The sequence below is a fragment of the Photobacterium carnosum genome (assembly GCF_002849605.1).
Lineage (GTDB): Bacteria > Pseudomonadota > Gammaproteobacteria > Enterobacterales > Vibrionaceae > Photobacterium > Photobacterium carnosum.
In genome coordinates this window covers 281227-306473 of record NZ_NPIB01000001.1, presented here as the reverse complement: position 1 = coordinate 306473, position 25247 = coordinate 281227, and the positions used below count along the sequence as shown (strand labels likewise).

26 protein-coding genes are annotated in these 25247 nt (G+C 38.5%); 21 read left to right on the top strand and 5 right to left on the bottom strand.

Going from position 1 to position 25247, the window contains the following annotated elements; all coding sequences use genetic code 11:
• Nucleotide 1: 1 nt before the first annotated feature.
• The 4 genes from CIK00_RS01360 to cmoA form a co-directional block, all read right to left on the bottom strand.
• Complete coding sequence (locus tag CIK00_RS01360) at nucleotides 2–1516, bottom strand: inactive transglutaminase family protein (protein ID WP_101767130.1); 1515 nt, start codon at nucleotides 1514–1516, stop codon at nucleotides 2–4.
• 14 nt (nucleotides 1517–1530) lie between these two features.
• On the bottom strand, nucleotides 1531–2337 hold the full coding sequence (locus CIK00_RS01355) for an ATP-dependent zinc protease family protein (protein ID WP_101767129.1): 807 nt from the start codon (nucleotides 2335–2337) through the stop codon (nucleotides 1531–1533).
• A gap of 86 nt (nucleotides 2338–2423) precedes the next feature.
• Nucleotides 2424–3398: a tRNA 5-methoxyuridine(34)/uridine 5-oxyacetic acid(34) synthase CmoB gene (gene cmoB, locus CIK00_RS01350; RefSeq protein ID WP_101767128.1), complete on the bottom strand. Its 975-nt coding sequence runs from the start codon at nucleotides 3396–3398 to the stop codon at nucleotides 2424–2426.
• Nucleotides 3399–3414: 16 nt separating this feature from the next.
• The gene (gene cmoA / locus CIK00_RS01345) at nucleotides 3415–4143 is read right to left on the bottom strand and encodes a carboxy-S-adenosyl-L-methionine synthase CmoA (RefSeq protein WP_101767127.1); all 729 of its coding nucleotides are present in this window, start codon (nucleotides 4141–4143) and stop codon (nucleotides 3415–3417) included.
• Between the two features lie 789 nt (nucleotides 4144–4932).
• Here cmoA and aspS point away from each other — a divergent pair.
• The 19 genes from aspS to nadA all read left to right on the top strand — a co-directional run bounded on the left by aspS (nucleotide 4933) and on the right by nadA (nucleotide 21793).
• Entirely contained in the window at nucleotides 4933–6714 is a 1782-nt protein-coding gene (aspS, locus tag CIK00_RS01340) for an aspartate--tRNA ligase (protein WP_101767126.1), read from the top strand.
• Nucleotides 6715–6913: 199 nt separating this feature from the next.
• Entirely contained in the window at nucleotides 6914–7435 is a 522-nt protein-coding gene (ruvC, locus tag CIK00_RS01335; RefSeq protein WP_045037304.1) for a crossover junction endodeoxyribonuclease RuvC, read from the top strand.
• Nucleotides 7436–7582: 147 nt separating this feature from the next.
• Entirely contained in the window at nucleotides 7583–8206 is a 624-nt protein-coding gene (ruvA, locus tag CIK00_RS01330) for a Holliday junction branch migration protein RuvA (protein ID WP_101767125.1), read from the top strand.
• Nucleotides 8207–8233: 27 nt separating this feature from the next.
• Entirely contained in the window at nucleotides 8234–9250 is a 1017-nt protein-coding gene (gene ruvB, locus CIK00_RS01325) for a Holliday junction branch migration DNA helicase RuvB (RefSeq protein ID WP_101767124.1), read from the top strand.
• A gap of 948 nt (nucleotides 9251–10198) precedes the next feature.
• Nucleotides 10199–11785 (top strand): cytochrome ubiquinol oxidase subunit I, encoded by a 1587-nt coding sequence (gene cydA / locus CIK00_RS01320; protein WP_101767123.1) that lies wholly within the window; start codon nucleotides 10199–10201, stop codon nucleotides 11783–11785.
• Nucleotides 11786–11803: 18 nt separating this feature from the next.
• Nucleotides 11804–12940: a cytochrome d ubiquinol oxidase subunit II gene (cydB, locus tag CIK00_RS01315; RefSeq protein WP_101767122.1), complete on the top strand. Its 1137-nt coding sequence runs from the start codon at nucleotides 11804–11806 to the stop codon at nucleotides 12938–12940.
• A gap of 14 nt (nucleotides 12941–12954) precedes the next feature.
• Nucleotides 12955–13062: a cytochrome bd-I oxidase subunit CydX gene (gene cydX / locus CIK00_RS01310; RefSeq protein WP_036795409.1), complete on the top strand. Its 108-nt coding sequence runs from the start codon at nucleotides 12955–12957 to the stop codon at nucleotides 13060–13062.
• Nucleotides 13055–13357, top strand: coding sequence for a cyd operon YbgE family protein (locus CIK00_RS01305; protein WP_227990233.1), 303 nt, complete (start codon nucleotides 13055–13057; stop codon nucleotides 13355–13357). The genes cydX and CIK00_RS01305 overlap by 8 nt, the downstream gene beginning before the upstream one ends.
• Nucleotides 13358–13629: 272 nt before the next feature.
• Nucleotides 13630–14034: a tol-pal system-associated acyl-CoA thioesterase gene (gene ybgC, locus CIK00_RS01300; protein WP_101767120.1), complete on the top strand. Its 405-nt coding sequence runs from the start codon at nucleotides 13630–13632 to the stop codon at nucleotides 14032–14034.
• A complete protein-coding gene (gene tolQ, locus CIK00_RS01295) occupies nucleotides 14035–14721 on the top strand; it encodes a protein TolQ (RefSeq protein WP_101767119.1) in 687 nt (228 codons plus the stop codon).
• 6 nt (nucleotides 14722–14727) lie between these two features.
• The gene (gene tolR / locus CIK00_RS01290) at nucleotides 14728–15180 is read left to right on the top strand and encodes a protein TolR (protein ID WP_101767118.1); all 453 of its coding nucleotides are present in this window, start codon (nucleotides 14728–14730) and stop codon (nucleotides 15178–15180) included.
• 3 nt (nucleotides 15181–15183) lie between these two features.
• Nucleotides 15184–16281, top strand: a complete 1098-nt coding sequence (gene tolA / locus CIK00_RS01285; protein WP_101767117.1) for a cell envelope integrity protein TolA — start codon at nucleotides 15184–15186, stop codon at nucleotides 16279–16281.
• Between the two features lie 83 nt (nucleotides 16282–16364).
• Nucleotides 16365–17687 (top strand): Tol-Pal system beta propeller repeat protein TolB, encoded by a 1323-nt coding sequence (gene tolB / locus CIK00_RS01280; protein WP_101767116.1) that lies wholly within the window; start codon nucleotides 16365–16367, stop codon nucleotides 17685–17687.
• 65 nt (nucleotides 17688–17752) lie between these two features.
• The gene (pal, locus tag CIK00_RS01275) at nucleotides 17753–18307 is read left to right on the top strand and encodes a peptidoglycan-associated lipoprotein Pal (protein WP_101767115.1); all 555 of its coding nucleotides are present in this window, start codon (nucleotides 17753–17755) and stop codon (nucleotides 18305–18307) included.
• 21 nt (nucleotides 18308–18328) lie between these two features.
• On the top strand, nucleotides 18329–19057 hold the full coding sequence (gene ybgF / locus CIK00_RS01270) for a tol-pal system protein YbgF (protein WP_101767114.1): 729 nt from the start codon (nucleotides 18329–18331) through the stop codon (nucleotides 19055–19057).
• A gap of 237 nt (nucleotides 19058–19294) precedes the next feature.
• On the top strand, nucleotides 19295–19621 hold the full coding sequence (locus tag CIK00_RS01265) for a hypothetical protein (protein ID WP_101767113.1): 327 nt from the start codon (nucleotides 19295–19297) through the stop codon (nucleotides 19619–19621).
• A gap of 16 nt (nucleotides 19622–19637) precedes the next feature.
• Entirely contained in the window at nucleotides 19638–19958 is a 321-nt protein-coding gene (locus CIK00_RS01260; RefSeq protein WP_101767112.1) for a hypothetical protein, read from the top strand.
• A 30-nt stretch (nucleotides 19959–19988) separates the two neighbouring features.
• On the top strand, nucleotides 19989–20354 hold the full coding sequence (locus CIK00_RS01255; RefSeq protein WP_101767111.1) for a hypothetical protein: 366 nt from the start codon (nucleotides 19989–19991) through the stop codon (nucleotides 20352–20354).
• 377 nt (nucleotides 20355–20731) lie between these two features.
• Nucleotides 20732–21793, top strand: a complete 1062-nt coding sequence (nadA, locus tag CIK00_RS01250) for a quinolinate synthase NadA (RefSeq protein WP_101767110.1) — start codon at nucleotides 20732–20734, stop codon at nucleotides 21791–21793.
• A 113-nt stretch (nucleotides 21794–21906) separates the two neighbouring features.
• On the opposite strand, the gene CIK00_RS01245 is transcribed toward nadA, so the two are convergent.
• Nucleotides 21907–22482, bottom strand: a complete 576-nt coding sequence (locus tag CIK00_RS01245; RefSeq protein WP_101767109.1) for a UPF0149 family protein — start codon at nucleotides 22480–22482, stop codon at nucleotides 21907–21909.
• 302 nt (nucleotides 22483–22784) lie between these two features.
• Here CIK00_RS01245 and CIK00_RS01240 point away from each other — a divergent pair, with 302 nt between their 5' ends.
• The gene (locus tag CIK00_RS01240) at nucleotides 22785–24437 is read left to right on the top strand and encodes a LytS/YhcK type 5TM receptor domain-containing protein (RefSeq protein WP_193435444.1); all 1653 of its coding nucleotides are present in this window, start codon (nucleotides 22785–22787) and stop codon (nucleotides 24435–24437) included.
• A gap of 7 nt (nucleotides 24438–24444) precedes the next feature.
• The gene (locus CIK00_RS01235) at nucleotides 24445–25173 is read left to right on the top strand and encodes a LytR/AlgR family response regulator transcription factor (protein WP_101767377.1); all 729 of its coding nucleotides are present in this window, start codon (nucleotides 24445–24447) and stop codon (nucleotides 25171–25173) included.
• Nucleotides 25174–25247 lie beyond the last annotated feature (74 nt).

Below are 25247 nucleotides of genomic sequence, written 5' to 3'. Positions count from 1 at the left end.
ATTAATCCTCGACTAATGGCTTAAAGCGACGTAGCTCACTTAAGCGATAACCGGTGTAGTTACCTAAAATTAAGATAACCGCAAGGATAATAAATTGAACACCAATAAAGTTAAACGTTAGGTGACGTACAATGGGTGTTGTCATTGCAAGGTAAATTAACACTGATGTTAATAGCGAACCACCACCTTGAATAAACACTTCTTTTGCACCTTCTTCTTCCCATAGAATCGACATCCGCTCGATAGTCCATGACAAAATGATCATTGGGAAGAAGGTAATTGTTAGACCTTCAATTAAGCCAATTTTAAATGCCACCACGGTGAATATTGAAATGATCAATATTACGGTAATTATCACCGCGGATATTCGGGCGACCAGAAGTAGGTTGAGTTTCGACAGATAACTTCGAATGATTAAACCGGTACCCACGATCAATAGGAAACCAACAATACCGGTTAATAGCTGGGTTTGCACAAAGGCAACCGCGATTAACACTGGCATGAATGTACCTGATGTTTTAAGCCCGATAATGATACGTAAAAACACCACAATTAATGCGCCAATAGGCACAAGCATGATGGTTTTAAACATTGCTTGTTCTTCAAGAGGCAAACTATGAATTGAGAAGTTTAATAGATCTTCAACTTTAATTTTTTCTTGAGTTGCACGTTGTGGCGTAATGTCTTGGGCAATAATAGAGAAACTGATATTTGAGTTACGGCCACCAACAACATCCAGTAATGCATTACCTTGTTGGTTCCAAATCATTACATTTTTAGGTTTGCCTTGCTCGCCAGTGGTGAGATTAAATAGCTGCCAGTTTGTCTGTTGCTTATCCCACACTTCAACCATTGGTGATACGCTTTGACGACGACGACCATCTTCAAGTGTTAACCCACTGACAATGCGAGAATTAATGCCTTCAAGTGATAATAGGCTAGTAACTACATCAGCGGGTGACATTGTATCAAGTAACACTGCGGCATTTTGATTCTGTTTATCATGTAACTCACGAATTAACTCGCGCGCTAATGTCACATCATTAGCGGATAAATTACGCGCTTGGGTTAACAATGCTGTTGCAGCTGTTTGTTGTGGATTACTTAAGCTAACTTCATCCGGTTCACCTTTTGGTGGCACAGGTTTATATTTAGCATGCTCATCAACCAATAATTGGGTTTTGTAATACAACACTTGTTTACCAATCGCGGTACGTGTTGCCCAATCGGCTTCACGACCATCTTTAGTATTGTGGATCACTACTGAATAATTTGGGGGTGATGATGTACTTTCATCGATCAGTGTAAAGCCTTGCTGTGTGCCCGGTGCCGACATTTTTACTTGTACTGGGTCGCCAATAGCGTCAAATTGTACTCGTGCTTCTACTTCCCAAACAGCGCGTTCTTTTCCTGGTGTCCATGGCACGCCATAGACATCATGGCGATATACGCTTAATCCAATACCTGAAATTATCAGCAGGGAGATAAGTATATAAAAGGGTATTCTAGACGTCATGACAGCCTCTTTATTTATTTGTTAACTTGGACTGGCTTTGGCTCAGTCTGTCCTTGTACAAATTGCTTACCTACGTCAACTAGCGCAATATCTTTAAAGAATTCACGTCCAAGTAAAACAGGGAAGTCCATTTTTGTTCTATCTGCTAGCGTAAACTGGGTCTTTTCATGCAAGCTACCTAACGTAATCCATGCTTCGATTACTGGGCGGCGAACCGCATCTTCTGAGGTTGACTGACGAATACGTACCCAACGGAAAATCGGTGCTTCAATGGTTTCTGGTTTTGCTTTGTTATTCGCTGCAATTTCTGTTGGTGTATCAATTGCAGAGTCATGACTTAAATTAAAACGTACCCATTCTTTACCATCGCGTTCAAAGGTTTGTACATCAACGGCATTGAGTGATGATGTTGTCGCACCCGTATCGACCCGTGCTTTAAAATGGCTCTTAACAGAATCAATCCAAACCCATTCTTCTTGTCCTAAAATCACTTTACCATTCGCGATTTTAGAGTCAGTCGCTGGCTGTTCTACGGGAATTCGAATAATTTGTTTTTCAATAATGACTTTAGGTTGAGTTAGGCTCTTGTGCTTAAGAAATTTTATATCTTTTGAGATAGATGTTAATTTTCTTTCAAGTTGACCTATATATTGTTGTTGCTTTTCAATATGTGTAGAAACGTCATTGATTTTAGTATCAACGTGCGTAGAAACATTATTGATAGCAGCTAAAGTTTGTTGGTGGTTTTTCTCTAGCGTTGCGTTTGAGGTACATCCTGAAAGTATCGCTAGTGCAATTACTGATACGCTAAGACGAAGCATCATATCTCCTATGTGCGTCTGTTTTTATAATAACAACATTAGTTTACATCAAAAAAAGGATGCGAACAGCATCCCTTTGTCAGTCGTTAGTCAGGATTCCTACCGACTAAGATTGCGCGTCTTGGGGCTGGATAACCTTCTATCGTTTTTGAGCTATCTTCTTGATTTAAATATTCTGGTAAGGAATTATTCGTCATCCAATTGGTTGATCGTTGTTCGTCAGTTGTCGTGGTGTTCTCATCAACAATACGGACATCAATAAAGCCACATTTTTCCATCCACACTTTTAATGCTTTAGCTGACGGGAAAAAATAAACATTATGCATTTGAGCATAGCGATGAGTTGGCACTAATACCGTATTTTCATCGCCATCAATGACCAGAGTTTCTAAAATGACTTCGCCACCGGCTCGTAATTGGTTTTTTAATTGCAGAATATGATCTAATGGTGAACGGCGGTGATATAACACCCCCATACTGAATACAGTATCAAACGCTTTTAACTCGGGTAACTGTTCAATGCCTAACGGTAATAAATAGGCGCGATCGTCTTGTCCCATTAAGCGTTTAATCGCTTCAAATTGAATTAAGAATAAGCTTGATGGGTCGATACCTACGGTTAATTTTGCCCCTTCACCCAGCATGCGCCACATATGGTAGCCATTACCACAACCGACATCTAATACGCTGCGACCAGTCAATGGTGTTATGTGTGGTAATACACGATCCCATTTCCAGTCAGACCGCCATTCAGTATCAATATGAATATCATGCATATTGAAAGGGCCTTTACGCCATGGATGAAGTAAACGTAAAAGACTCTCTAAACGTTTTTTTTCTCCATCAGCAATCGGCACTTCATTACGTACACTGACTGCATTTTTGAGATCAATAATATCAGGTTTATCGGTAGGGAATTTTTGTAGAGCACGTACCCAACGCGCCATATCTCCATGCTCTTGCTGCTCCCAATCACTTAATTGTTGCGGCAAAGTATTTAACCATGGACGTAAAGTCTCATGTTGAGCGAGAAGCTGATAAAAAGCAGAAAAACTAAACATATTGAAACTGTAAACCTTATTTAATCGCAAACATTGAGCCAAAATTGAAGCATTGAAACCATACTTCAGAGCTAGAAAAACCAATTTCATTGAAACGTTTTTTATGGGTTTCAATACTGTCAGGACGCATCACATTTTCAATCGCATTGCGTTTTTGACTAATTTCTAATTCGCTATAACCATTGGCTCGTTTAAAGTCGTGATGAAGATCGATTAGCAACTCATTTGCACGTTCATCATCAAAAATATATTTTTCCGATAAGATTAATATGCCACCTGGGCGCAGGCCAGCATAGATTTTCTCTAGTAATGAGAGACGATCATCGGGAGATAGAAATTGGAGCGTAAAGTTAAGCACGACAACAGAAGCGTCTTGAATCTCAACGTGACGAATATCTGCTTCAATGACTTGCACTGGTGTTTCAGAACGGTAGGCATTCACCAATAAACGGCAACGTTCAACCATTGCTGCTGAATTATCAATCGCGATAATCTCACAGCCTTCCTGATCAATATGACGACGCATCGATAAAGTGGCAGCGCCAAGTGAACAACCAAGATCGTATACTTTCGAATGCGACTTAGCAAAACGTTCAGCGAGCATGCCAATAGCAGAGATGATATTGCTATAACCCGGCACCGAGCGTTGAATCATATCTGGAAAAACTTCAGCAACACGTTCATCAAACGTAAAATCACCCAGTTTTGCAATTGGCGTAGCAAAAATATTATCGTGGCTTGCCATTATCACGAACCTCATCATATATAAAGAACAAGTATCCTACAGGGACTGTGATAGTTGCTTGGATTAAATAGCGACTATCAGGTGATCCATCACCTTTGAAAGGTCGCGTATTGTAGAGAAAATAGCATCATTTGTCTTTAATAATTGTTATTACACTCTTTATCATAACCGTGTTATTTGTTGATTTTGTTGTTGGTGTTGAGGTTTTGCTCAATGGGGTAGAGCCACTGTTATAACTATTATCGAGGGGCCAGTAAAGCAAATAAGGGGTTATCGGCAGGAGCGATGGCATAAAAAATGGTGTTATCTTTTATCGTGCTAAATACGTCTGCATCATGGGCAAGTCGATCGCTATTTTTACACCCTGCATTATATAAATTGTTGACCTAATGGTTGTGTGATCATTGCGTTAAACCTAATCGAATAGGCAAATCATTGCCAGAAGTAGTCGTTGTTATGAATATCTCCAATGATATTGAGATAGATACTTTGCAACTTTAAAGTGTTCATTTGAGAAAAGTGTAAATTATCAGGCGTGAAAAAACTGTTAATTATGGTTCCATTTCTGATTGATTGCAGATCATGTGAATAAACGTGCGGTTAACTTCGCAAACTGGGGCTGTTTGGGTATAATAACGTGTTATTTTTCCTCTTGGTTGGCTTGCTATCCAATTTTATGCGTAAATTAGACAGCAAGCAGTCAGGATTGAACCAGTTGTATTTGAGTTGGCAGTGATCTGTGACACAAATACAAGCATGCTAAATAAATATATAGATTGGGAATTTCTTATGCGCACCCATTATTGTGGACACCTAAATAAGTCCTTTGCAGGACAAAAAGTAGATTTATGCGGTTGGGTTAACCGTCGTCGTGATTTGGGCGGTCTTATCTTTATTGATATGCGTGATCGCGAAGGTGTGGTTCAAGTTGTTATTGATCCTGATATGACTGAGATCTTCACACTAGCAAACCAATTACGTAACGAATTTTGTATCCGTTTAAGCGGTGAAGTACGTGAGCGTCCTGAAAGCCAATGTAATAAAGACATGGCGACTGGTGAAGTTGAGATTTTTGCAACTGGCCTTGAGATCATCAACCGTTCAGAAGCGTTACCTCTTGATTTCAATCAAAAGAACTCAGAAGAGCAACGTCTAAAATACCGTTATTTAGATCTTCGTCGTCCAGAAATGAGTGATCGTATCAAGCTACGTGCGAAAGCATCAAGCTTTGTTCGTCGTTTCCTTGATGACAATGCATTCTTAGACATTGAAACACCAGTACTAACAAAAGCGACACCAGAAGGTGCACGTGACTACTTAGTACCAAGTCGTGTACATAAAGGTAAATTCTACGCATTACCACAATCACCACAGCTGTTTAAGCAATTGTTGATGATGTCTGGTTTTGACCGTTACTACCAAATCGTTAAATGTTTCCGTGATGAAGATTTACGTGCTGATCGTCAGCCTGAATTTACTCAAATCGATATCGAAACATCATTCATGTCAGCTGACCAAGTACGTGCAGTGACTGAAAAAATGATCACTGAAATGTGGCAAGAACTACTTAATGTAGATCTAGGCACATTCCCTGTAATGTCATTTCAAGAAGCAGCTCGTCGTTTCGGCTCGGATAAGCCCGATCTACGTAACCCTCTAGAGTTAGTGGATGTTGCGGATATTCTTAAAGATGTTGAGTTCCAAGTATTCTCTGCTCCTGCAAATGATCCAAAAGGTCGTGTTGCTGTTGTGCGTGTACCTGGTGGCGCATCATTAAGCCGTAAGCAAATTGATGAATACACTAAGTTTGTAGGTATTTATGGTGCTAAAGGCTTAGCATGGATGAAAGTGAACGATCGTGCTGCTGGCATTGAAGGCGTTCAATCTCCAGTGGCTAAGTTCCTAAACGAAGAAATTGTGACGACTTTACTTGAGCGTACTCAAGCTGAATCTGGTGATATCATTTTCTTTGGTGCGGATAGTAAGCGTGTTGTAACTGAAGCAATGGGTGCATTACGTCTTAAAGTTGGTGAAGATCTTGAGCTAACGGATAAGTCAGCTTGGAAACCACTTTGGGTTGTTGATTTCCCAATGTTTGAAGAGAACGAAGATGGTTCATTGTCTGCAATGCACCACCCATTTACTTCACCATTAAACTTAACACCAGAAGAGTTAGCTGCTAACCCTGCTGATGCGCTATCAAATGCGTACGATATGGTTATTAATGGTTATGAAGTCGGCGGCGGTTCTGTACGTATTCATAATTCTAAAATGCAATCAACAGTGTTTGATATTTTAGGTATCTCAACTGAAGAGCAACGTTTGAAGTTTGGCTTCCTACTTGATGCATTGAAGTTTGGTACACCACCACACGCAGGCCTTGCATTTGGTCTTGACCGTTTGGTAATGCTACTTTGTGGTACTGATAACATTCGTGATGTTATTGCATTCCCTAAAACAACAGCAGCAGCATGTCTATTGACAGATGCGCCAAGTTTAGCAAACCCAGCGTCATTGGAAGAACTTTCAATTGCCGTTAAGATTGCAAAGAAGAAAATAGATAAAGAATAAGTTAGGTTGTTAAATCAACTGACTTGACGATATTCACTATTATTAATCTTTATTAACAATAGCGAATAACAGGCCGACCCTTAGCAATAAGTGGTCGGCTTATTTTTATGTTTATATCAATGTCGATGTTGAAAGTGGTTGGAATATAATTCGCCATAACAGAAAATTGATATATTAACCAAGTGGTAATATTGGATTCATGTCTATCATTTTAGGTATTGACCCGGGTTCGCGTATTACGGGGTACGGGGTTATTCGACAAGTTGGTCGTAAACTAGAATATTTAGGTAGTGGGTGTATTCGTACATCATGCCCAGATATTCCCGGTCGTTTAAAACAGATTTATGCAGGGGTTTCTGAGGTTATTACTCAATTTCAACCCGACTGTTTTGCGATTGAAGAAGTGTTTATGGGAAAAAACGCCAGTTCTGCGATCAAGCTCGGACAAGCTCGTGGTTGTGCTATTGTCGCAGCGGTGAACGCGGACTTACCTGTGAGTGAATATGCGGCTCGTTTAATTAAGCAAGCTGTCGTCGGTAATGGTGGTGCGGATAAAGTGCAAGTACAGCATATGGTGTGCTCAGTATTAAAGCTGGAAGGAAAACCACAAGCCGATGCTGCCGATGCCTTAGCGATTGCTATTTGTCATGCACATACAAACAAAACCTTAATGGCGATGGCGGGTAAAGCGACCAGTGTTCGTCGTGGTCGTTACCGTTAATTTATCGCGTAATAAGCCTTATTGTTATTATATAAAAGCAGCGATGGCTGCTTTTTTTATTGAAGGTGATAGGCATAAAGGGCTGGATATTGATCCAGTAGTTTACTATTCTAGTGCCAGTTTACTTCCTATTATAGAGATGATGTTGTGATTGGCCGACTACGCGGAATTGTGATTGAAAAACAGCCACCAGAAGTACTCCTTGAAGTGGGCGGCATTGGTTATGAAGTTGCTATGCCAATGAGCTGTTTCTATGAGTTACCTGAGTTAGGTCAAGAAGCTATTATATTTACTCACTTTGTCGTGCGTGAAGATGCCCAATTATTGTATGGCTTTAATAAAAAAAATGAGCGTGAATTGTTCCGTGAAGTCATTAAAGCAAATGGCGTCGGACCTAAATTAGGACTAGCAATTTTATCAGCAATGACCGCAAGCCAATTTGTTCGTAGCGTAGAATTAGAAGACGTTACGACACTGGTTAAAATTCCAGGTGTAGGTAAGAAAACCGCAGAACGATTAGTGGTTGAGATGAAAGATCGTCTTAAAGGCTGGGGTGAGGGTGATTTATTCACTGCGGCACTCGACACTGCTGCATCTAATGCTGACATTCAATATCCTGCAAATCAAGCGCGTGCTGAAGATGAAGCGGTGAGTGCATTAGTTGCCTTAGGTTATAAACCACAAGTAGCCGCAAAAGTTGTGGCACAAGTTGCTAAGCCTGATATGACCAGCGAAGCGATTATTCGTGATGCGCTACGTTCAATGGTGTGATCACACATTCTGTAATAGGTATTTATTATGATTGAAGCCGATAGACTGGTTTCTAGTAATTTTGAGACACCTCGCGAAGATGAGATTATTGATCGCGCTATTCGTCCAAAGTTACTCAACGATTATCAAGGTCAAGATCACGTTCGTGATCAAATGGAAATCTTTATTCAAGCGGCGAGATTGCGTAATGAAGCGTTAGATCATTTATTGATTTTTGGCCCACCAGGTTTAGGTAAAACCACATTAGCGAATATTGTTGCTAATGAAATGGGGGTAAGTATTCGTACAACGTCTGGACCGGTGCTTGAAAAAGCGGGTGATTTGGCTGCACTACTGACTAATCTAGAAGAAAACGATGTGTTATTCATTGACGAAATCCATCGTTTAAGTCCACAAGTTGAAGAAATACTGTATCCCGCAATGGAAGATTACCAATTAGATATCATGATTGGTGAAGGTCCAGCTGCGCGTTCGATTAAAATTGATTTGCCGCCTTTTACGTTAATTGGTGCGACGACACGTGCGGGATCATTAACGTCACCATTGCGAGATCGTTTTGGTATTACGCAACGATTAGAATATTACAAAGTTGACGATCTCAAAGACATCGTATGCCGTAGTGCTAATTATCTTGGTTTATCTCTTGAAGAAGACGGTGCGATGGAAATGGCAATGCGTGCCCGTGGTACTCCTCGTATCGCAAACCGATTATTACGTCGTGTAAGAGATTATGCCGAAGTGAAAAGTAATGGTCATATTTGCCCAGAGATCGCCAATAAAGCGCTTGATATGCTTGATGTTGACAGTAGTGGTTTTGATTATATGGACCGTAAATTATTGATGGCAATTATTGATAAGTTTATGGGCGGACCCGTAGGGCTGGATAACCTTGCGGCGGCAATTGGTGAAGAAAAAGATACCATTGAAGATGTACTTGAACCTTATTTAATTCAACAAGGTTTTTTACAGCGCACCCCCCGTGGCCGTATTGCGACGCAACGTGCTTATTTGCATTTTGGACTTGATCTACCAAAAACAAAATAACAATTAAAGAAAAATAAAGAAATAAGAAACGAGATAATAATAGTCTCGTTTTTTTATATCTTTATTTTAGTAATGGGTAAAAAAATAAATATTTAGGAATGATAATGTTATTAAAAATAACATTGATTACTATTTAGCAACGGTTTGATCATTGGGAATAAGCATAAAAACATGGATTTCTATCTAAACCTTATCTAAATTTAATAGGTGTCATTACATTAGTGCGGTATTTTTTTCTAAAATATTCACTCATAATCAAAATCTATTTAATACAAAATGATCGGCAGGGAAGATTAGATTAATAAATAGTAGCTAATTAGACATTAACTGTTTGTTTTATAATGATTTCGTGTGTTTTTTGGGCTAGCGCTTGATCTGAATGTTATTATCATAGCTGCTGTTTTGTTATTCTTTATAGGTATATAATTATTCACAGACGGAATTATGTAATTGATTGTTTAATAATGATTTTTAATCATAGCGAAGTGAAAAGATAGCGAGTTGTTTATCGTTTTATTATGAATAAATGAGAATGGGTTATATTGTAATGTATCAATATTAAAGACAGATATTAAAAATAGAAACAGAGTAAATTTTAATTCAACGCTAAAAAGTGCAATATTTATTGATATGGATCATGTTTGGTGTTGTCGATGTCTTGCGGTGGTATTTTGTTTGATAAATATCAAAGCAAAACTATTAATAAATACTTTGAAGATTATTGCTGATATCTGTAATATTAGCCTGGAATTTATTAGCTGTAGAATAACAGTAAAACAATATTTTTGGTACAAAACCGCAACAATAGGATGGACGCCATTATCATCATGGTAAATGCGATCAGGAAGATCACTAATATTGCGGTTTGTTATCTACGATTGGCTAAACCCAATAATCGGTACACTGTGTAGTACTTCACCAGTCAGCTGGTGAAAAAAGGAGTTATCAATGTTAACTGATGTCGTCGAACTATCGCGGTTACAGTTCGCTTTTACAGCGATGTATCACTTTTTGTTCGTTCCCCTGACTCTAGGTATGGCTTTTTTACTTGCCATCATGGAATCAGTTTATGTTATGACAGGCAAGCAAATCTACAAGGACATGACAAAGTTCTGGGGTAAGCTTTTCGCGATTAACTTTGCACTGGGTGTGGCAACTGGCCTATCCATGGAATTCCAGTTTGGTACAAACTGGGCTTATTATTCTCATTATGTTGGTGATATTTTCGGTGCGCCGTTAGCAATCGAAGCACTGATGGCGTTTTTCCTTGAATCCACTTTAGTCGGTATGTTCTTTTTTGGCTGGGATCGTCTATCAAAACGTCAACACCTTACAGTGACGTGGTTTGTTGCATTAGCTTCTAACTTCTCTGCATTGTGGATCTTAATTGCCAATGGCTGGATGCAAAACCCTGTAGGCGCGGATTTCAATTATGAAACCATGCGTATGGAAATGGTGAGCTTCTCTGAAGTTATCTTTAACCCTGTTGCTCAGGTTAAATTTGTTCACACAGTTGCATCTGGTTATGTTTGTGGTGCGATGTTTATTCTTGGCGTAAGTTCATACTACATGCTAAGAGGGCGTGATATTGCCTTTGCTCGTCGTTCATTTGCAATCGCTGCTGCTTTTGGTCTTGCATCAATCGTTTCAGTAATGATTTTGGGTGATGAATCTGGTTATGAACTAGGTGATGTCCAAAAAACAAAATTAGCAGCAATTGAAGCTGAGTGGCATACCGAACCTGCTCCTGCAGCCTTTACCGCTTTTGGTTTCCCTAATCAAGATACGATGGAAACAGAGTACGCGATCAAGATCCCATACTTAATGGGTATTATCGCTACACGTTCGCTTGATACTCAAGTATTAGGTATTCGCGATCTGAAAAAACAGCATGCAGTACGTATCCGTAATGGTATGGTTGCATACGGTTTGCTTGAAAAATTGCGTGAAGGTAAAAGAACACCAGCAAATGTTGCAGCATTCAATGAAGTCAAAGGCGACTTAGGTTATGGCCTATTGTTGAAGCCTTATACTGATAAAGTTGTTGATGCGACACCAGAGCAAATTCAAAAAGCCGTTGATGACTCAATTCCACGTGTATGGCCGCTATTCTTTAGCTTCCGTATTATGGTGGGTGCCGGCTTCTTAATGTTTGCCATTATTGGTGCTGCATTTGTACAGTCTTGCCGTCATAAAATCACGGGTAATAAGTGGGTACTTAAAGCCGCATTGATTGGTATGCCATTACCGTGGATTGCGATTGAAGCAGGTTGGTTTGTTGCCGAATATGGTCGTCAACCATGGGCTGTTGGTGAAATACTGCCTGTACATATGGCTGCATCCAACCTTGAACCCTCACAATTATGGTTCTCGTTAGCTGCAATTATCGGACTTTATACTTTGTTCTTGATTGCTGAAGTGTACTTGATGCTTAAGTTTGCACGTTTAGGTCCAAGTAGCTTGAAGACAGGCCGTTATCATTTTGAGCAAAAAGATACAGCACAAGATGTGGTTTCACGTCAGGTTGAAGTGTAAGCAGGGAGAAACAGAATAATGTTTGATTATGAAAGCTTGCGAATCATTTGGTGGGTACTAATTGGTGTGTTGTGCATCGGTTTTGCAATCACAGATGGTTTTGATATGGGCGTAGGTATGCTGTCTCCAATTATTGGTAAGACAGATGGCGAACGTCGTGTAATGATTAACTCAATTGCACCACACTGGGATGGTAACCAAGTTTGGTTGATCACCGCTGGTGGTGCGTTATTTGCGGCATGGCCATTAGTTTACGCAACGGTATTCTCTGGTTTTTATGTGGCAATGATTATAACGTTAGCGTCACTATGGTTACGTCCATTAGGTTTCGATTATCGTTCTAAGCTAACTGATCCAAAATGGCGTGGTTTATGGGATAAAGCAATCTTCGTTGGTAGCTTTGTTCCACCGCTTATTTTTGGTGTTGCTTTTGGTAACCTTATGCAAGGCGTACCGTTTGAAATAAACGAATTTATGATGACGACGTATACTGGCTCATTCTTTGGTTTATTGAATCCGTTTGCATTACTTTGTGGTGTTGTTAGCGTATTAATGGTTATTACCCAAGGCGCAACATTCCTACAGATGAAAACAACCGATGCTATTCATACTCGTGCCCGTAATGTTGCTGCAATTTCAGCAATATTGATGGCCGTTGTATTTATTATTGCGGGTTTTGTCTCTCAAGGTATTAACGGTTATGTGATTACATCGCAAGTATTGCCAAATGTAGCCTCAGATCCATTAACGAAAGATGTTGTTCGTCAAGTGGGTGCGTTGTTTATTAATTACCATAACTACCCAGTATTGTGGATTGCACCAATACTTGCAGTGGCGATGCCATTACTAACAGCATTATGCTCACGTGCTGAACGTGCAGGTTTTGCGTTCTTGTTCTCAAGCTTAACGGTTGTTGGTGTGGTATTAACATTTGGTTTTGCAACATTCCCATTTATTATGCCTTCAAGCTTAGATCCTAATGTAAGTTTGACTATTTGGGATGCAACATCATCTGAATACACATTGAAGATTATGACCGTGGTAGCATTTGTTATGGTACCTGTAATCTTGGTGTACACCTCATGGTGTTACTACAAAATGTTTGGTCGTCTTGATACTAAATATATCGAAGACAACAAGACTTCACTGTACTAAGGAGTAGACGAACTATGTGGTATTTCGCTTGGATTCTAGGTGTTTTACTGGCTTGTTCATTCGGTATTGTCAATGCGTTATGGCTTGAAACGACTGAAAATATGGATAAAGACAGTGAGTAAGATAGATCGTGCGGTTAAGCTACTTCATGCACCATTGAATGTGTTGCCTCTTAAATTATTAGCAGTAGTAATAGCATTGACTATTACAGGGCTATTAATGTGGGAGCCTCAACAATTTGCCAAAGATATTGGTGGATTTAGTGTAGGACTAGCGCCGCTGATGATTTGGGCAACCTGTAGTGCGATAGTATTTGGTATGGGTTTTGTTCCTCATCGGTGGTATTTTCAGGTGTTATTTACACCTTATATCGCACTGCCTATATTGCTGTATATTCTCGGGTTACGCTTCTTATAACGTTTAACCTGTAGTCATAAAAAAGCCTGTTACCATAATGGAAGCAGGCTTTTTTTATGGGATGAAATTACCGTGATCATGAGCAATTTTTTTGCTGCATGATAACTGAACAGAATTGTAATTTGATTGTCAGAACTTACGGACAAATTTCATTTTTTAGTTAAATGCACTTATCTATTAGTGTCATGGTAACTATCTGTTGATGACTTAGGGTATAGTAGTATTAAGCGTGATTGTTAGCATCGTGGAGACATGGTGGTTATGGATACTAAATGAAAGAACAAGATATTTTTAAATGGCCAATTACCATTTATTATGAAGATACTGATGTAGGCGGGGTGGTATATCACGCTAATTACTTAAAGTTTTTTGAGCGAGCTCGAACCGAATTATTGCGTTATATTGGCTTAAACCAACAACAATTATTTGCGGATAATATGAGTTTTGTTGTACGTAGTATGAATATTGATTTTATTCGTGGAGCAAAGCTAGATGATCAACTTATTGTTAATACAACCATTCAAAATGTACGTCGCGCATCAATAGAATTTAACCAAGAATTGGTTGATGATCATAATGTGGTATTTTGCCGCGCTATAGTGAAAATTGCCTGCGTTAATCCAACTATCATGAAACCCATCGCATTACCTGCACAATTAAAGCCGGAGATAAATTAGGTGAACTCAGAACTAACCATTTTAGACCTTTTTTTACAAGCAAGTTTGTTGGTAAAACTGGTTATGCTTATTTTACTTGGAATGTCGATTGCTTCTTGGGCAATGATCATTAAGCGCTCACAAGTTTTAAACCGTGCTGAACGTAACGCCAGTCAATTTGAAGACAGATTCTGGTCTGGTATTGATCTTTCACAGCTTTATCAAGAAGTTCAAGAACGTAAAGATGATCTCTCAGGTTCTGAGCGGATTTTCTATTCAGGTTTTAAAGAGTTTGCACGTTTACATCGTAGTAATGGCAGTGTACCTGAAGCGGTAATGGAAGGTACTGGACGTGCTATGCGGGTTTCATTATCAAAAGAAGTTGATGAACTAGAAACTAACTTACCGTTTCTTGCGACTGTTGGTTCTATCAGCCCTTACATCGGTCTTTTTGGTACAGTATGGGGCATTATGACGGCATTTATTGCACTTGGTGCTGTAAAACAAGCAACATTAGCGATGGTTGCACCAGGTATTGCTGAAGCATTGGTTGCGACCGCGATGGGTCTTTTCGCTGCGATTCCTGCAGTGATGTTTTATAATAGCCTTACTAATAAAGTAACTAAACTTGAACATACTTACGCCACTTTTATGGAGGAGTTTTCAAGTATTTTACACCGCCAGGCATTTGCAGCGAATCAGGAGTAATAAGCAATGGCTTATCAACCGAAGAAACGCAAAATAACGGCAGAGATTAACGTCGTTCCTTATATTGATGTAATGTTGGTTTTATTAATTATCTTCATGGTGACAGCACCGTTTGTAAGCCAAGGTGTCGATGTTGATTTACCTAAGACGCAAACAGCTGAAACCGTTGCAGATATGAATCCTGATTCTAATACACCACCTATTATTGTCGAAGTTGATAAAGATGGCCACTTAGGGGTGAGCATTAATAATGCAGAGATGGCACACGACCTTAGTCTTGATGAATTAGTCGCTCGAGTAAAAGCAGAGCTTGCGGCGAATCCTAAAACATTGGTTATGGTAGGGGGGGATGGACGCACACCTTATTCAAATATTGTAGAAACTTTGGATGCGTTAAGCCATGCTGGTGTTGGATCTGTAGGTTTAATGACAGATCCTCTCGATAAGCCTGGAAATTAAGGCATGAAAAAGAGTAATTATTCGACATCAGTTATTATATCCGTACTTGTACATGTATTATTTATTGTGCTGTTATTGTGGGGCGCTGATTTTACCTTTGAGAAAAAACAATCGGTAGGAAATACCATTCAAGCGACAATGATTGATCCTGCAATATTGAATCAACAAGCTCAGCAAATTCGTCAGCAACGCCAAGCTGCTAAAAATGCTGAGTTGGCCCGTCAAGCTCGTTTACAACAACAAACCGCTGCACTTGAAGCACAACGCAAAACTGATGCCGAGCGGATCCGTCAGCTGAAAGAAGATAAGCTAACAGCAGAAAAAGCAACTCGTGAAGCTAAAAAACGACAACAAGTACAGCAGCAACAGGCTATAGAAGCCAGAGCGAAAGCAGATGCTCAAGCGAAGGCAGACGTTAAAGCGAAGGCAGACGCTAAAGCAAAGGCAGATGCTAAAGCGAAGGCAGATGCTAAAGCGAAGGCAGATGCTAAAGCGAAGGCAGACGCTAAAGTGAAGGCCGACGCCAAAGCGAAGGTCGCCGCTAAAGCGAAGGCCGATGCTAAAGCGAAGGCAGACGTTAAAGCGAAGGCAGACGCTAGAGCGAAGGTAGCCGCTAAAGCGAAAGCAGATGCTCAAGCAAAGGCAGATGCTAAAGCGAAGGCAGATGCTAAAGCGAAGGCAGATGCTAAAGCGAAGGCAGATGCTAAAGCGAAGGCAGACGCTAAAGCGAAGGCAGATGCTCAAGCTAAACAAGATGCAGCATTAAATGATATGCTTTCAGGATTAGAAGCTGAAAATGAGCAACGTGATGGTGTGAAAGACCAGCATATTGATGATGAAATTGCTAAGTATAGCTCGATGTTTAAAGGACTGATCCAACAAAATTTATTGGTCGATCAAAGCCTTAAAGGTCAGAAATGTAAGCTAAGATTACGTTTGGCAGCTAATGGTTTAGTGTTGAATGTCTCACAGTTAGCCGGTAATGACACCCTTTGCCGTGCTGCTAAATCAGCGGTGTTACAAGTGGATGTATTTCCTATGCCAGATGACCCCAATGTAGTTAAACAATTACGGGAAATCAACTTAACGGTTAGTCCGTAGATTATTCGTAGAACTTGTGAATACTGACTTTATTTTTTGCCGTAACAGTGATTGCGGCTTTTGTAACTATTAAGGAGCGATTGATGAAACGTTGGATGATAGGCGTATTTTTTGCCTTACTAAGCGTTAGCCAATTTGCACATGCTGCACTTGATTTAGTCATCACTGATGGTGTTGATTCCGCCCGCCCAATAGGAATAGTACCTTTTGAGTGGCAAGGTCAAAATAAATTACCTACCGATATATCAGCTGTCATTGCTTCTGATTTGCAGCGAAGTGGCAAATTTAGTCCAATAGCGAATAATAAATTACCACAACGCCCTTATAATGAAAGTCAAATTAATTACAGTGCATGGACTAAGTTAGGGGTTGATGCAGTTGTAACTGGCAGTATTACTCAAAATGCAGAAGGTAATTATGTTATTAATTATCAACTGGTTGATATAGTTAAAGGTAAACTAAATAGTGATGCGCAAGGTACGGCGAGTGATTACTTACTGTTAAATAACCGTGCGGTCGTAAAACCGAATCGGATGCGTCAATATGCACATCGTATTTCAGACATGATCTATCAAAAATTGACGGGTCAACGAGGTGCATTTTTAACTCGAATAGCTTATGTCGATGATAATCAGGGCGCACAATTTCCGTATCAATTGCGTGTGGCTGATTATGATGGTTATAACGAGCGTGTAGTTTTAAAATCAAAGCAGCCGTTAATGTCACCCGCTTGGTCGCCTGATGGCAGTAAGTTAGCGTATGTAAGCTTTGAAAATGGTAAAGCTGAAATTTTTGTACTGGATATTTATAAAGGTACGCGTGAATTAATTTCTAATTATCCTCGTCATAATGGTTCACCACAATTTTCACCAGACGGTACAAAATTGGCAATGGTATTATCAAAAACGGGTAGTTTACAGATTTATATTAAAGATCTTAAAACAAAGCAATTACGCCAGATAACCCATGGTCGCGCTAATAATACGGAAGAAGTTTGGACGCCCGATGGAAAATCTATGTATTTCACGTCAGATCGTGGTGGTCGTCCACAAATTTATCATCTTGATTTAGCGACAGGTGAGACTCAACGTGTAACATGGCAAGGCAGCCAAAATATGGGGGCTCAAATTACCCCTGATGGCCGTTTTTTAGTGATGGTGAATCGTTCAAATAGTGGTTACAACATCGCTAAGCAAGATTTAAAAAGTGGCGCTGTTCAGATATTAACAAAAGCAAATTTAGCTGAATCACCAAGCATTGCCCCTAATGGCAGTATGATTATTTATAGCTCAGCACAAAATAATAGTTATGAATTGTCTCTAGTGTCTATTGACGGTCGATTCCAAGCGCGTTTACCATCGACAAGTAAACGAGTACGAGCACCTGCTTGGGGTCCATTCCTATAATAGGATTATAGAACAATAATATATCCAATTAATGGGTATTACTGAATGATGAAGGATGAAAATAGATGCAATTTAACCGAATTTTAAAAGGCTTAGCCATTGCGTTACCAATGATGACATTGGCTGCATGTAGTTCAACAGATAGTACTGGCAGCTCTACCGCGTCTCAAAACCAGAATGGTAATGTTGGTATTAATAGTGGTCTTGGCCAAACAACAATCTCTACGCCGATTGATCAAAGTGGATCGATGACTGAGCAACAATTGCATGAGCAACAAATGAAAAAGTTGCGTCAAGAAGAGCAAACAGTCTTTTTTAAATTTGATAACGCTGAAATTCAACCTGCGTATCAAAACATGTTAGAGGCTCACGCAGAATATTTACGTAATCATCCTAATACCAAGGTTGTTGTTCAAGGTCATGCTGATGAGCGCGGTACGCCTGAATATAACATTGCGTTAGGTGAGCGTCGTGCTACCGCTGTATCTCAATACCTGCAAGCATTAGGTGTGTCGGCTAATCAAATGTCGATTGTAAGTTATGGTGAAGAAAAACCATTATTATTTGGACATACGGATGCTGATTACGCGAAGAATCGTCGTGCAGTGATCGTTTATTAATTAAGATTTAGGTTGATAATTATGAACAGTAACAAAATAATGCGTCAGTTTGCATTAGTGTTGCTGGTTGGTGCGGCGACCCAAGTGGTCGCCGCGCCTGCTTCAGCAGCTAATTTACAAACATTAGAACGTATGCTTGAAGCTCAAGGGCAATCACAATTGCAAGTTCAACGTCAGCTAGATCAAATGTCGGCTGATATTGATAATATTCGTGGCAAAGTAGAACGTAATAGTTACGATATTAAGCAGATGAAAGAGCGTCAACGACAGCTGTACAATGATGTTGATCAGTTAAGTCGCCAACCAGTAAAAGCAACGCCAGCAGTTAAAGCGGTAAGTCACGCATCAGTAGAAACATATTCTAAAAATATGAATGAGAATGATGCGTATCAAAATGCAGTAAATTTAATTTTGAAAAAGAAAGATTATCAAGGGGCGACTCAAGCATTTGAATCTTTCTTAATCACTTATCCTGAGTCAGTATACAGGCCTAATGCAAGTTATTGGCTTGGTCAGCTTCATTTCGCTCAAAATGATTTAGTTCAAGCGGCAAAGAATTTTGCAGTTGTTGTGAGCATTAAAGATTCAAGCAAGCGTGCAAATGCATTATTAAAACTGGGTGTTATTGCTGAGCGAGGTAATGATACCGTTAAAGCAATGTCTTACTACACTCAAGTTGAGAAGGAATATCCGAACTCGACCAGTGCTAAGCAAGCACAGTCTGCGTTATTGAAGTTATCAAAGCACTAGACTTATTGTTATTAATCTATTTAAACCTGCATTTATGTGGGTTTTTTTTGCTATTTATTTGTTATTGGCTAGGTATTATTCTTTTTTAGCCTATTAATAATAACTGTATTAAAATGATTTTTATCTAACATAAACTATCATGGAATTTACTATTTTTTTTGGTATTATTTGCTGTTGTTAAATAAATCAGTGCTGTTACTAAATGTAATACTAATACTATGGATAGCTGGAGTTGTTTTGCTAAGTCAAAAAAAAATATTATGTTACTCATTAATTTCCATTTCAGGTTGGTTGTTTGCCGCTTATTTAATATTTATCCATTTAAATAATGATCGTGATTTTATTAATGATAAAATTACGGTAAATGCTTATAATATTGTTTCTCAATCTCTGCAAAATAAAAAATCAGATCAAGAAATTATTGAACAAATACAATTCTGGTTTGCAAATGACTGGACTGCTCAAACAGGATCTGTAACGACTATTTGTGATAATGATCGTGACAAATTGAAGCAAATTCTTTCTGATTCTGCCATCGTAACAATATGCCGTTTGCGTATATAGCTACCAAGGTTATTCTATGAATAAAATAATATCGGTATTCTTAGTATTATTGGCTTTTTCTGGTTGGATTACTGGTGGTGTATTGATTTATGGTGTTAACATGAATCGTGATTATGCCACTAAAATGGCTGGTGAGAATGCGTTTAATATTATTGAGCAATCATTACATAATGATCATTCAGAAGCAGTGATTTTAGCAAATATAGAATTATGGAAACAAGATGGTTGGACCGCACAAATAGGTTCAATTATTACCTTATGTCAAAGTGATCCTCAACGATTCCAGCAGTGGGTTAGTGCGAAGAATATACCTCAAATTTGTAAAGAGGCTAAATAGGTTAAATAGGTTAAATATATGGAGCTCTTTATGATTGTGATATTTGTTTTCTTTTGTATTATGACGGTTGTTTCTTATGTCTATTTACTAATGTCTTTTGAGAATAAAGAAAAACGACTTTCTTTTGATGATAAGACGAAAACTGTTTTTTGTGATGGACATAAAGTAATTTCAGTGCGTGATGGCAGTGGTAATTATCGCTTTATAAAGTATATATTTGAACATATCGATAAGCCTATTTCTGTTACAGATCTTGAAACAAATGTGTTTTTTGGCCAAAACGTAAATATAGTGAAAGTATTAAGTAATACTCATTTACCCAAAGAGATTATTAATACGTTTTTTTGTGTTTCAAAAAATAGCCTGATATTTAAAAATAAAGCCTTTCTCAAATGAGAAAGGCTTTTCGGCTTAATTTATAATTGTATGCCGTAAGGGCTAGCTTGATGATAGTTATAGACCTTCACCAATGTCTCACCTCTTCTACAGGTAGTTAAATCGTTGCAATAAAGCGATAAGATATTATTTAATATAGTGACCTTTAAAACTGTGACGTATATCAATAATATTTTTTCTGAGATGTTCTCAGAGGATTCTCAGAATAAAATTAATAAATTTTCACTTTTATATATGTTTTTTAGAAATATAATGCGCACAAATGGTGTTTTATATGTCTGTGATGTTATGGCTATGTTTGTTAGTTAATGATGATATTTAAAAAATCATGCGTATAATGATCAAACACGTAAGGAATGCTGACGAGCAAATGAATAATGAATATTACATTTGATCCATCGGAAATGATCTATCCGTTTCCAGCCAAACCTGCCGCTTTATCGGATAATGAAAAGCAGGTTTACATTAAAGAAATCCAACAACTACTAAAGAACAATAATGCCGTACTAATAGCTCACTATTATACCGATCCAGAGATTCAAGCTTTAGCTGAAGCGACGGGAGGTTTTGTTGGTGATTCACTTGAAATGGCGCGCTTTGGTAATCAACATTCAGCAACAACATTGATTGTTTGCGGGGTGCGATTTATGGGTGAATCTGCAAAAATATTAACGCCTGAAAAAACAGTGTTAATGCCAACATTAGAGGCTGAATGTTCGCTCGATCTTGGTTGTCCTGTTGATGCGTTTACTGAGTTTTGTGATCAGCATCCTGATCATACGGTTGTGGTTTATGCAAATACATCAGCCGCTGTTAAAGCCCGCGCTGATTGGGTGGTAACATCGAGTATCGCGTTAGAAATCATTGATCACTTAGATAGTGAAGGGCATAAAATTATTTGGGGTCCAGATCGCCATCTAGGTGGTTATATTCAAAAACAAACTGGCACTGAGATGCTATTGTGGCAAGGGGAGTGTATTGTGCATGATGAGTTCTCAGCACAAGCTCTAAAACAGATGAAGCACCTACACCCTGATGCTGCTATTTTGGTGCATCCAGAGTCACCTGCCAGTGTGGTTGCATTAGCTGATGCTATTGGCTCAACCAGTCAATTAATAAAAGCCGCAACAACATTACCACAGACCAAATTAATTGTGGCAACCGATAAAGGTATCTTCTTTAAGATGCAACAAATGGTGCCCAATAAAGAATTAATTGAAGCACCGACTGCAGGTGCAGGCGCAACGTGTCGCAGTTGTGCACATTGTCCGTGGATGGCAATGAATGGCTTAAAAGCTATTTATACAGCCTTGGCTGAAGGTGGCTCGCAACATGAAATTTTTGTTGATGAAGCCATTCGTGTGAAATCACTTATTCCACTCAACAGAATGTTAGCGTTTGCCGCCGATTTACAATTGCAAGTAAAGGGTAATGCGTAAGTAGTTACTTACTTAATTAAAACGAACTGAATAAAAACGAAATGGCGAGTTGATGTGAAATGAGTATTCATTAAAAAATCAACTCGCCTTTTTTAGTCTTGTTTTGGGGAATATTACTGGGCTGCGACTAATTGCGCACCACGTTGTGTTAGGCCACATAGCATAACGGGGATCGCATTAAAGATTTCTTCAAATTGCGCTAGTGCATCGGCATTTTGTTCTTTTAACGCTTCTAATGCAGTTTCAGGATCAAATAATAAGCTAAAAGATAATAATACACCGCCAAGTAACGCGTTATCTTCACTATCTGGTGGCATAATTGTTTCCCAATCATCACGCGCTAATTGCCATCCTTGTAGCATACCTTCACAAAAGTTGCTGGTAGCATCGGTAACAATTTGGCTATTATCTAAAGCGCAGCCTTCAGGCCATTGCCAAGTGCTTTCAAATAATGCTGCACGCGCTTCGTTCCAGATCTCAATAATAGCTTTTGCGTAAGTTTCTAAGTCTTCATGGCTATCGAAAGGTGATGTTTCTTCGCCACCCCACATAAAAGCTAACCATTCCGTCGGATCAATAAGGTGCGGTGCTGCCGCCATTGCCGTTACAAAGCCGCGAGTTTGTGATTCAGATAGCAATTGATCTGCTAGTTGAGCGTTTTGCAAAATAGTACTTAGGTGTGAAGGCATAAAACAATCTCAAGTTAATTATGGTGAAGTGTTCAGGTGCATTAACTATACATGCATAGCTGAACTTTAGATCACTATTGTAACAGCCTCCTGATAACAACCTAGTCACGGTTAAAAATATTTATCATATTGCATCAAAAAAGAGGCACAAATTACGATTACTGATATTAAATTGGTTATTGTTGATTTTAATTAAAACATGAAGACTTCACTAATAACATAATCTTTAAATATGTAATAGATTTATGTTATGAAAATAGATTAAAGAGTCTCATTATTTTACTTATAGTTAGGATTTAGCGATGTACATCGAACAATTCATGATGTTATTAGCCGTATTTGAACGCGCGGCCTTGATGTTGATGACATTATTTTTATTAACGCGTACCCAATTGTTTCAATCAATAGTAAAGAAAACTCATCGAAGACCCGTTGAAACCGCAATGATTTCAGCATTGTTTATTTTATTTGCAGTATTTAGTACCTATACCGGTTTATATGTTGATGGTTCATTAGTGAATGTGCGCATTATTGCGGTGTTATCGGGTGGTATTATTTTTGGTCCATGGGTTGGTATTCCCGCGGGTATTGTTGCGGGTATTCATCGCTATTTAATTGATGTTGATGGCCCTACATCTGTTGCATGTTTAATAACAAGTATTTTTGCGGGTTTATTAGCAACATGGATCCATTGTAAGTGTACTAAAAAAAATTATGCCCAATTGGGTATTTTAGCGGGAATGTGTTGTGAAATACTGACAATGGTATTGATTATGGTGTTATCACATAATAAAGACCAAGCTTATAATATTGTTGCCCATATTAGTTTTCCAATGATTTTTGGTACATTATCAATTGGATTAATTATTAAATTAGTGCAAGATTTAGATGAAGAGCAAGAGCTGATAGCGGCGCAACAAGCTAAGCTCGCCCTTGAGATTGCCAATAAAACCTTACCTTATTTTCGTATTAACACGCGACATGCCTTACAAAAAGTGTGCAGTATTATTCGTTTTTATACGGGAGCTGATGCGGTAGCTATTACTAATACGCAAGATGTTCGTGCTTATGTTGGCCGTGGGGAAGAACACTTTTTAGATGCCCATCATAAAATCAGCCAAATGACTCGTCAAGCAGTAGAAAGTGGCGAACAAATAATAAGTAATAACCTTAACGTACATAATTTTCACTCATTGCTTATTATTCCATTGTGGGAAAATGGTGAGGTGAGTGGCACCCTTAAAATATTTTATTGTCAGCCTGATCATATTCGCATGTCATTGCGTGAAATGGCGATTGGTTTATCACAAATAATATCCACTCAAATGGAAGTTTCAAGGATTGAACAATTAAAGCAAATGGCAGCAAAAGCCGAGTTTTCAGCCCTACAAAGTAAAATAAATCCACACTTTTTATTTAATGCACTTAATGCTATTTCGACTTTAATTCGTATTCGTCCTGATGAAGCGCGACAATTGATTGCTAATTTGGCTGATTTTTTACGTTACAATTTAGAACGTGATGTTGGGTTAATTGATATTCAAGAAGAAATTCAACAAGTACGTGATTATGTTGCCATTGAACAGGCACGGTTTGGATCAAAACTTGAGGTGGTGTTTGATATTGATGATGTTCACCCTCGAATACCGTGTTTATTGATTCAACCGTTAGTTGAGAATGCTATTTTACACGGGATTCAGCAGTCACGAGTCGCTGGGAAAGTAGTTATTTCAGTTAAAAAAAATGTTGATGATGTGGTTGTTACAATTACAGATACTGGGGTTGGTATCGATCAGCAAACGATTGATAGATTATATCAAGGTAAAATAGATTCACATCATATTGGACTCAATAATGTTCATCAGCGGTTGTTGTTATTGTATAGCGATGGATTACATATTGCTCGGCTTGAGCAAGGAACGAGTATGCAGTTTTTTATAAAAGATCAGGATTAAGATCATGATATTAAATGCGTTGATTGTAGAAGATGAATATTTAGCCCGTGAAGAATTAACCTATTTAATTGAAAAGCATAGCACCATTAATATTGTGGCAGCATTTGATGACGGTTTAGATGCTTTTAAATTTTTACAATCTAATAAGGTTGATATTGTCTTTTTAGATATTAATGTTCCGTCAATTGATGGCATGTTGTTAGCACGTAATATTGCCCAATTTTCCCATAAGCCTCAAATTATATTTACCACAGCTTATAAAGAATATGCGGTAGATGCGTTTGAATTAGAAGCGGTCGATTATTTACTGAAACCGCTTAATGAGCAACGAGTGATGGGATTATTAACTAAGTTACAGGCGCGGGCTCAAGAACAAGAATTACCGCAACCAATCCTTAATATACGTAGTAAGAGTATTAATTTAATACTTAATAATCATATTCATGTTACGGCGATTAGCGATATTTGTTGTGCTATTGCTAATGAAAAAGTAACACAGGTTTATACTGCGAAAGGGTGCTTTATTGCATCAATGACGATCAGTGAATTAATGTTACGTTTACCTGTTAGTGATTTTTTCCGTTGTCACCGTTCATATTGCATTAATATTAATGAGGTTAAAGAAATTATTCCATGGGTCAATAGTACTTATATGATAAAAATGGACCATGTTGATCAACAAATTCCTGTGAGTCGCAGTAATTTAAAATCTTTTCGTAATCTAATGCAGTTGTAAATCACAACATATGATTAGCGGCTAAATGTATTTCATGCCGCTATACTGCATTTTATTCCTTATACGTTACCATT

Coding starts and splice junctions, on each gene's coding strand:
- CIK00_RS01360 (WP_101767130.1), bottom strand. CDS start 1,516: ATGACGTCTAGAATACCCTTTTATATACTTATCTCCCTGCTGATAATT.
- CIK00_RS01355 (WP_101767129.1), bottom strand. CDS start 2,337: ATGCTTCGTCTTAGCGTATCAGTAATTGCACTAGCGATACTTTCAGGA.
- cmoB (WP_101767128.1), bottom strand. CDS start 3,398: ATGTTTAGTTTTTCTGCTTTTTATCAGCTTCTCGCTCAACATGAGACT.
- cmoA (WP_101767127.1), bottom strand. CDS start 4,143: ATGGCAAGCCACGATAATATTTTTGCTACGCCAATTGCAAAACTGGGT.
- aspS (WP_101767126.1), top strand. CDS start 4,933: ATGCGCACCCATTATTGTGGACACCTAAATAAGTCCTTTGCAGGACAA.
- ruvC (WP_045037304.1), top strand. CDS start 6,914: ATGTCTATCATTTTAGGTATTGACCCGGGTTCGCGTATTACGGGGTAC.
- ruvB (WP_101767124.1), top strand. CDS start 8,234: ATGATTGAAGCCGATAGACTGGTTTCTAGTAATTTTGAGACACCTCGC.
- cydA (WP_101767123.1), top strand. CDS start 10,199: ATGTTAACTGATGTCGTCGAACTATCGCGGTTACAGTTCGCTTTTACA.
- cydB (WP_101767122.1), top strand. CDS start 11,804: ATGTTTGATTATGAAAGCTTGCGAATCATTTGGTGGGTACTAATTGGT.
- cydX (WP_036795409.1), top strand. CDS start 12,955: ATGTGGTATTTCGCTTGGATTCTAGGTGTTTTACTGGCTTGTTCATTC.
- ybgC (WP_101767120.1), top strand. CDS start 13,630: ATGAAAGAACAAGATATTTTTAAATGGCCAATTACCATTTATTATGAA.
- tolR (WP_101767118.1), top strand. CDS start 14,728: ATGGCTTATCAACCGAAGAAACGCAAAATAACGGCAGAGATTAACGTC.
- tolA (WP_101767117.1), top strand. CDS start 15,184: ATGAAAAAGAGTAATTATTCGACATCAGTTATTATATCCGTACTTGTA.
- tolB (WP_101767116.1), top strand. CDS start 16,365: ATGAAACGTTGGATGATAGGCGTATTTTTTGCCTTACTAAGCGTTAGC.
- pal (WP_101767115.1), top strand. CDS start 17,753: ATGCAATTTAACCGAATTTTAAAAGGCTTAGCCATTGCGTTACCAATG.
- ybgF (WP_101767114.1), top strand. CDS start 18,329: ATGAACAGTAACAAAATAATGCGTCAGTTTGCATTAGTGTTGCTGGTT.
- CIK00_RS01260 (WP_101767112.1), top strand. CDS start 19,638: ATGAATAAAATAATATCGGTATTCTTAGTATTATTGGCTTTTTCTGGT.
- CIK00_RS01255 (WP_101767111.1), top strand. CDS start 19,989: ATGATTGTGATATTTGTTTTCTTTTGTATTATGACGGTTGTTTCTTAT.
- nadA (WP_101767110.1), top strand. CDS start 20,732: ATGAATATTACATTTGATCCATCGGAAATGATCTATCCGTTTCCAGCC.
- CIK00_RS01245 (WP_101767109.1), bottom strand. CDS start 22,482: ATGCCTTCACACCTAAGTACTATTTTGCAAAACGCTCAACTAGCAGAT.
- CIK00_RS01240 (WP_193435444.1), top strand. CDS start 22,785: ATGTACATCGAACAATTCATGATGTTATTAGCCGTATTTGAACGCGCG.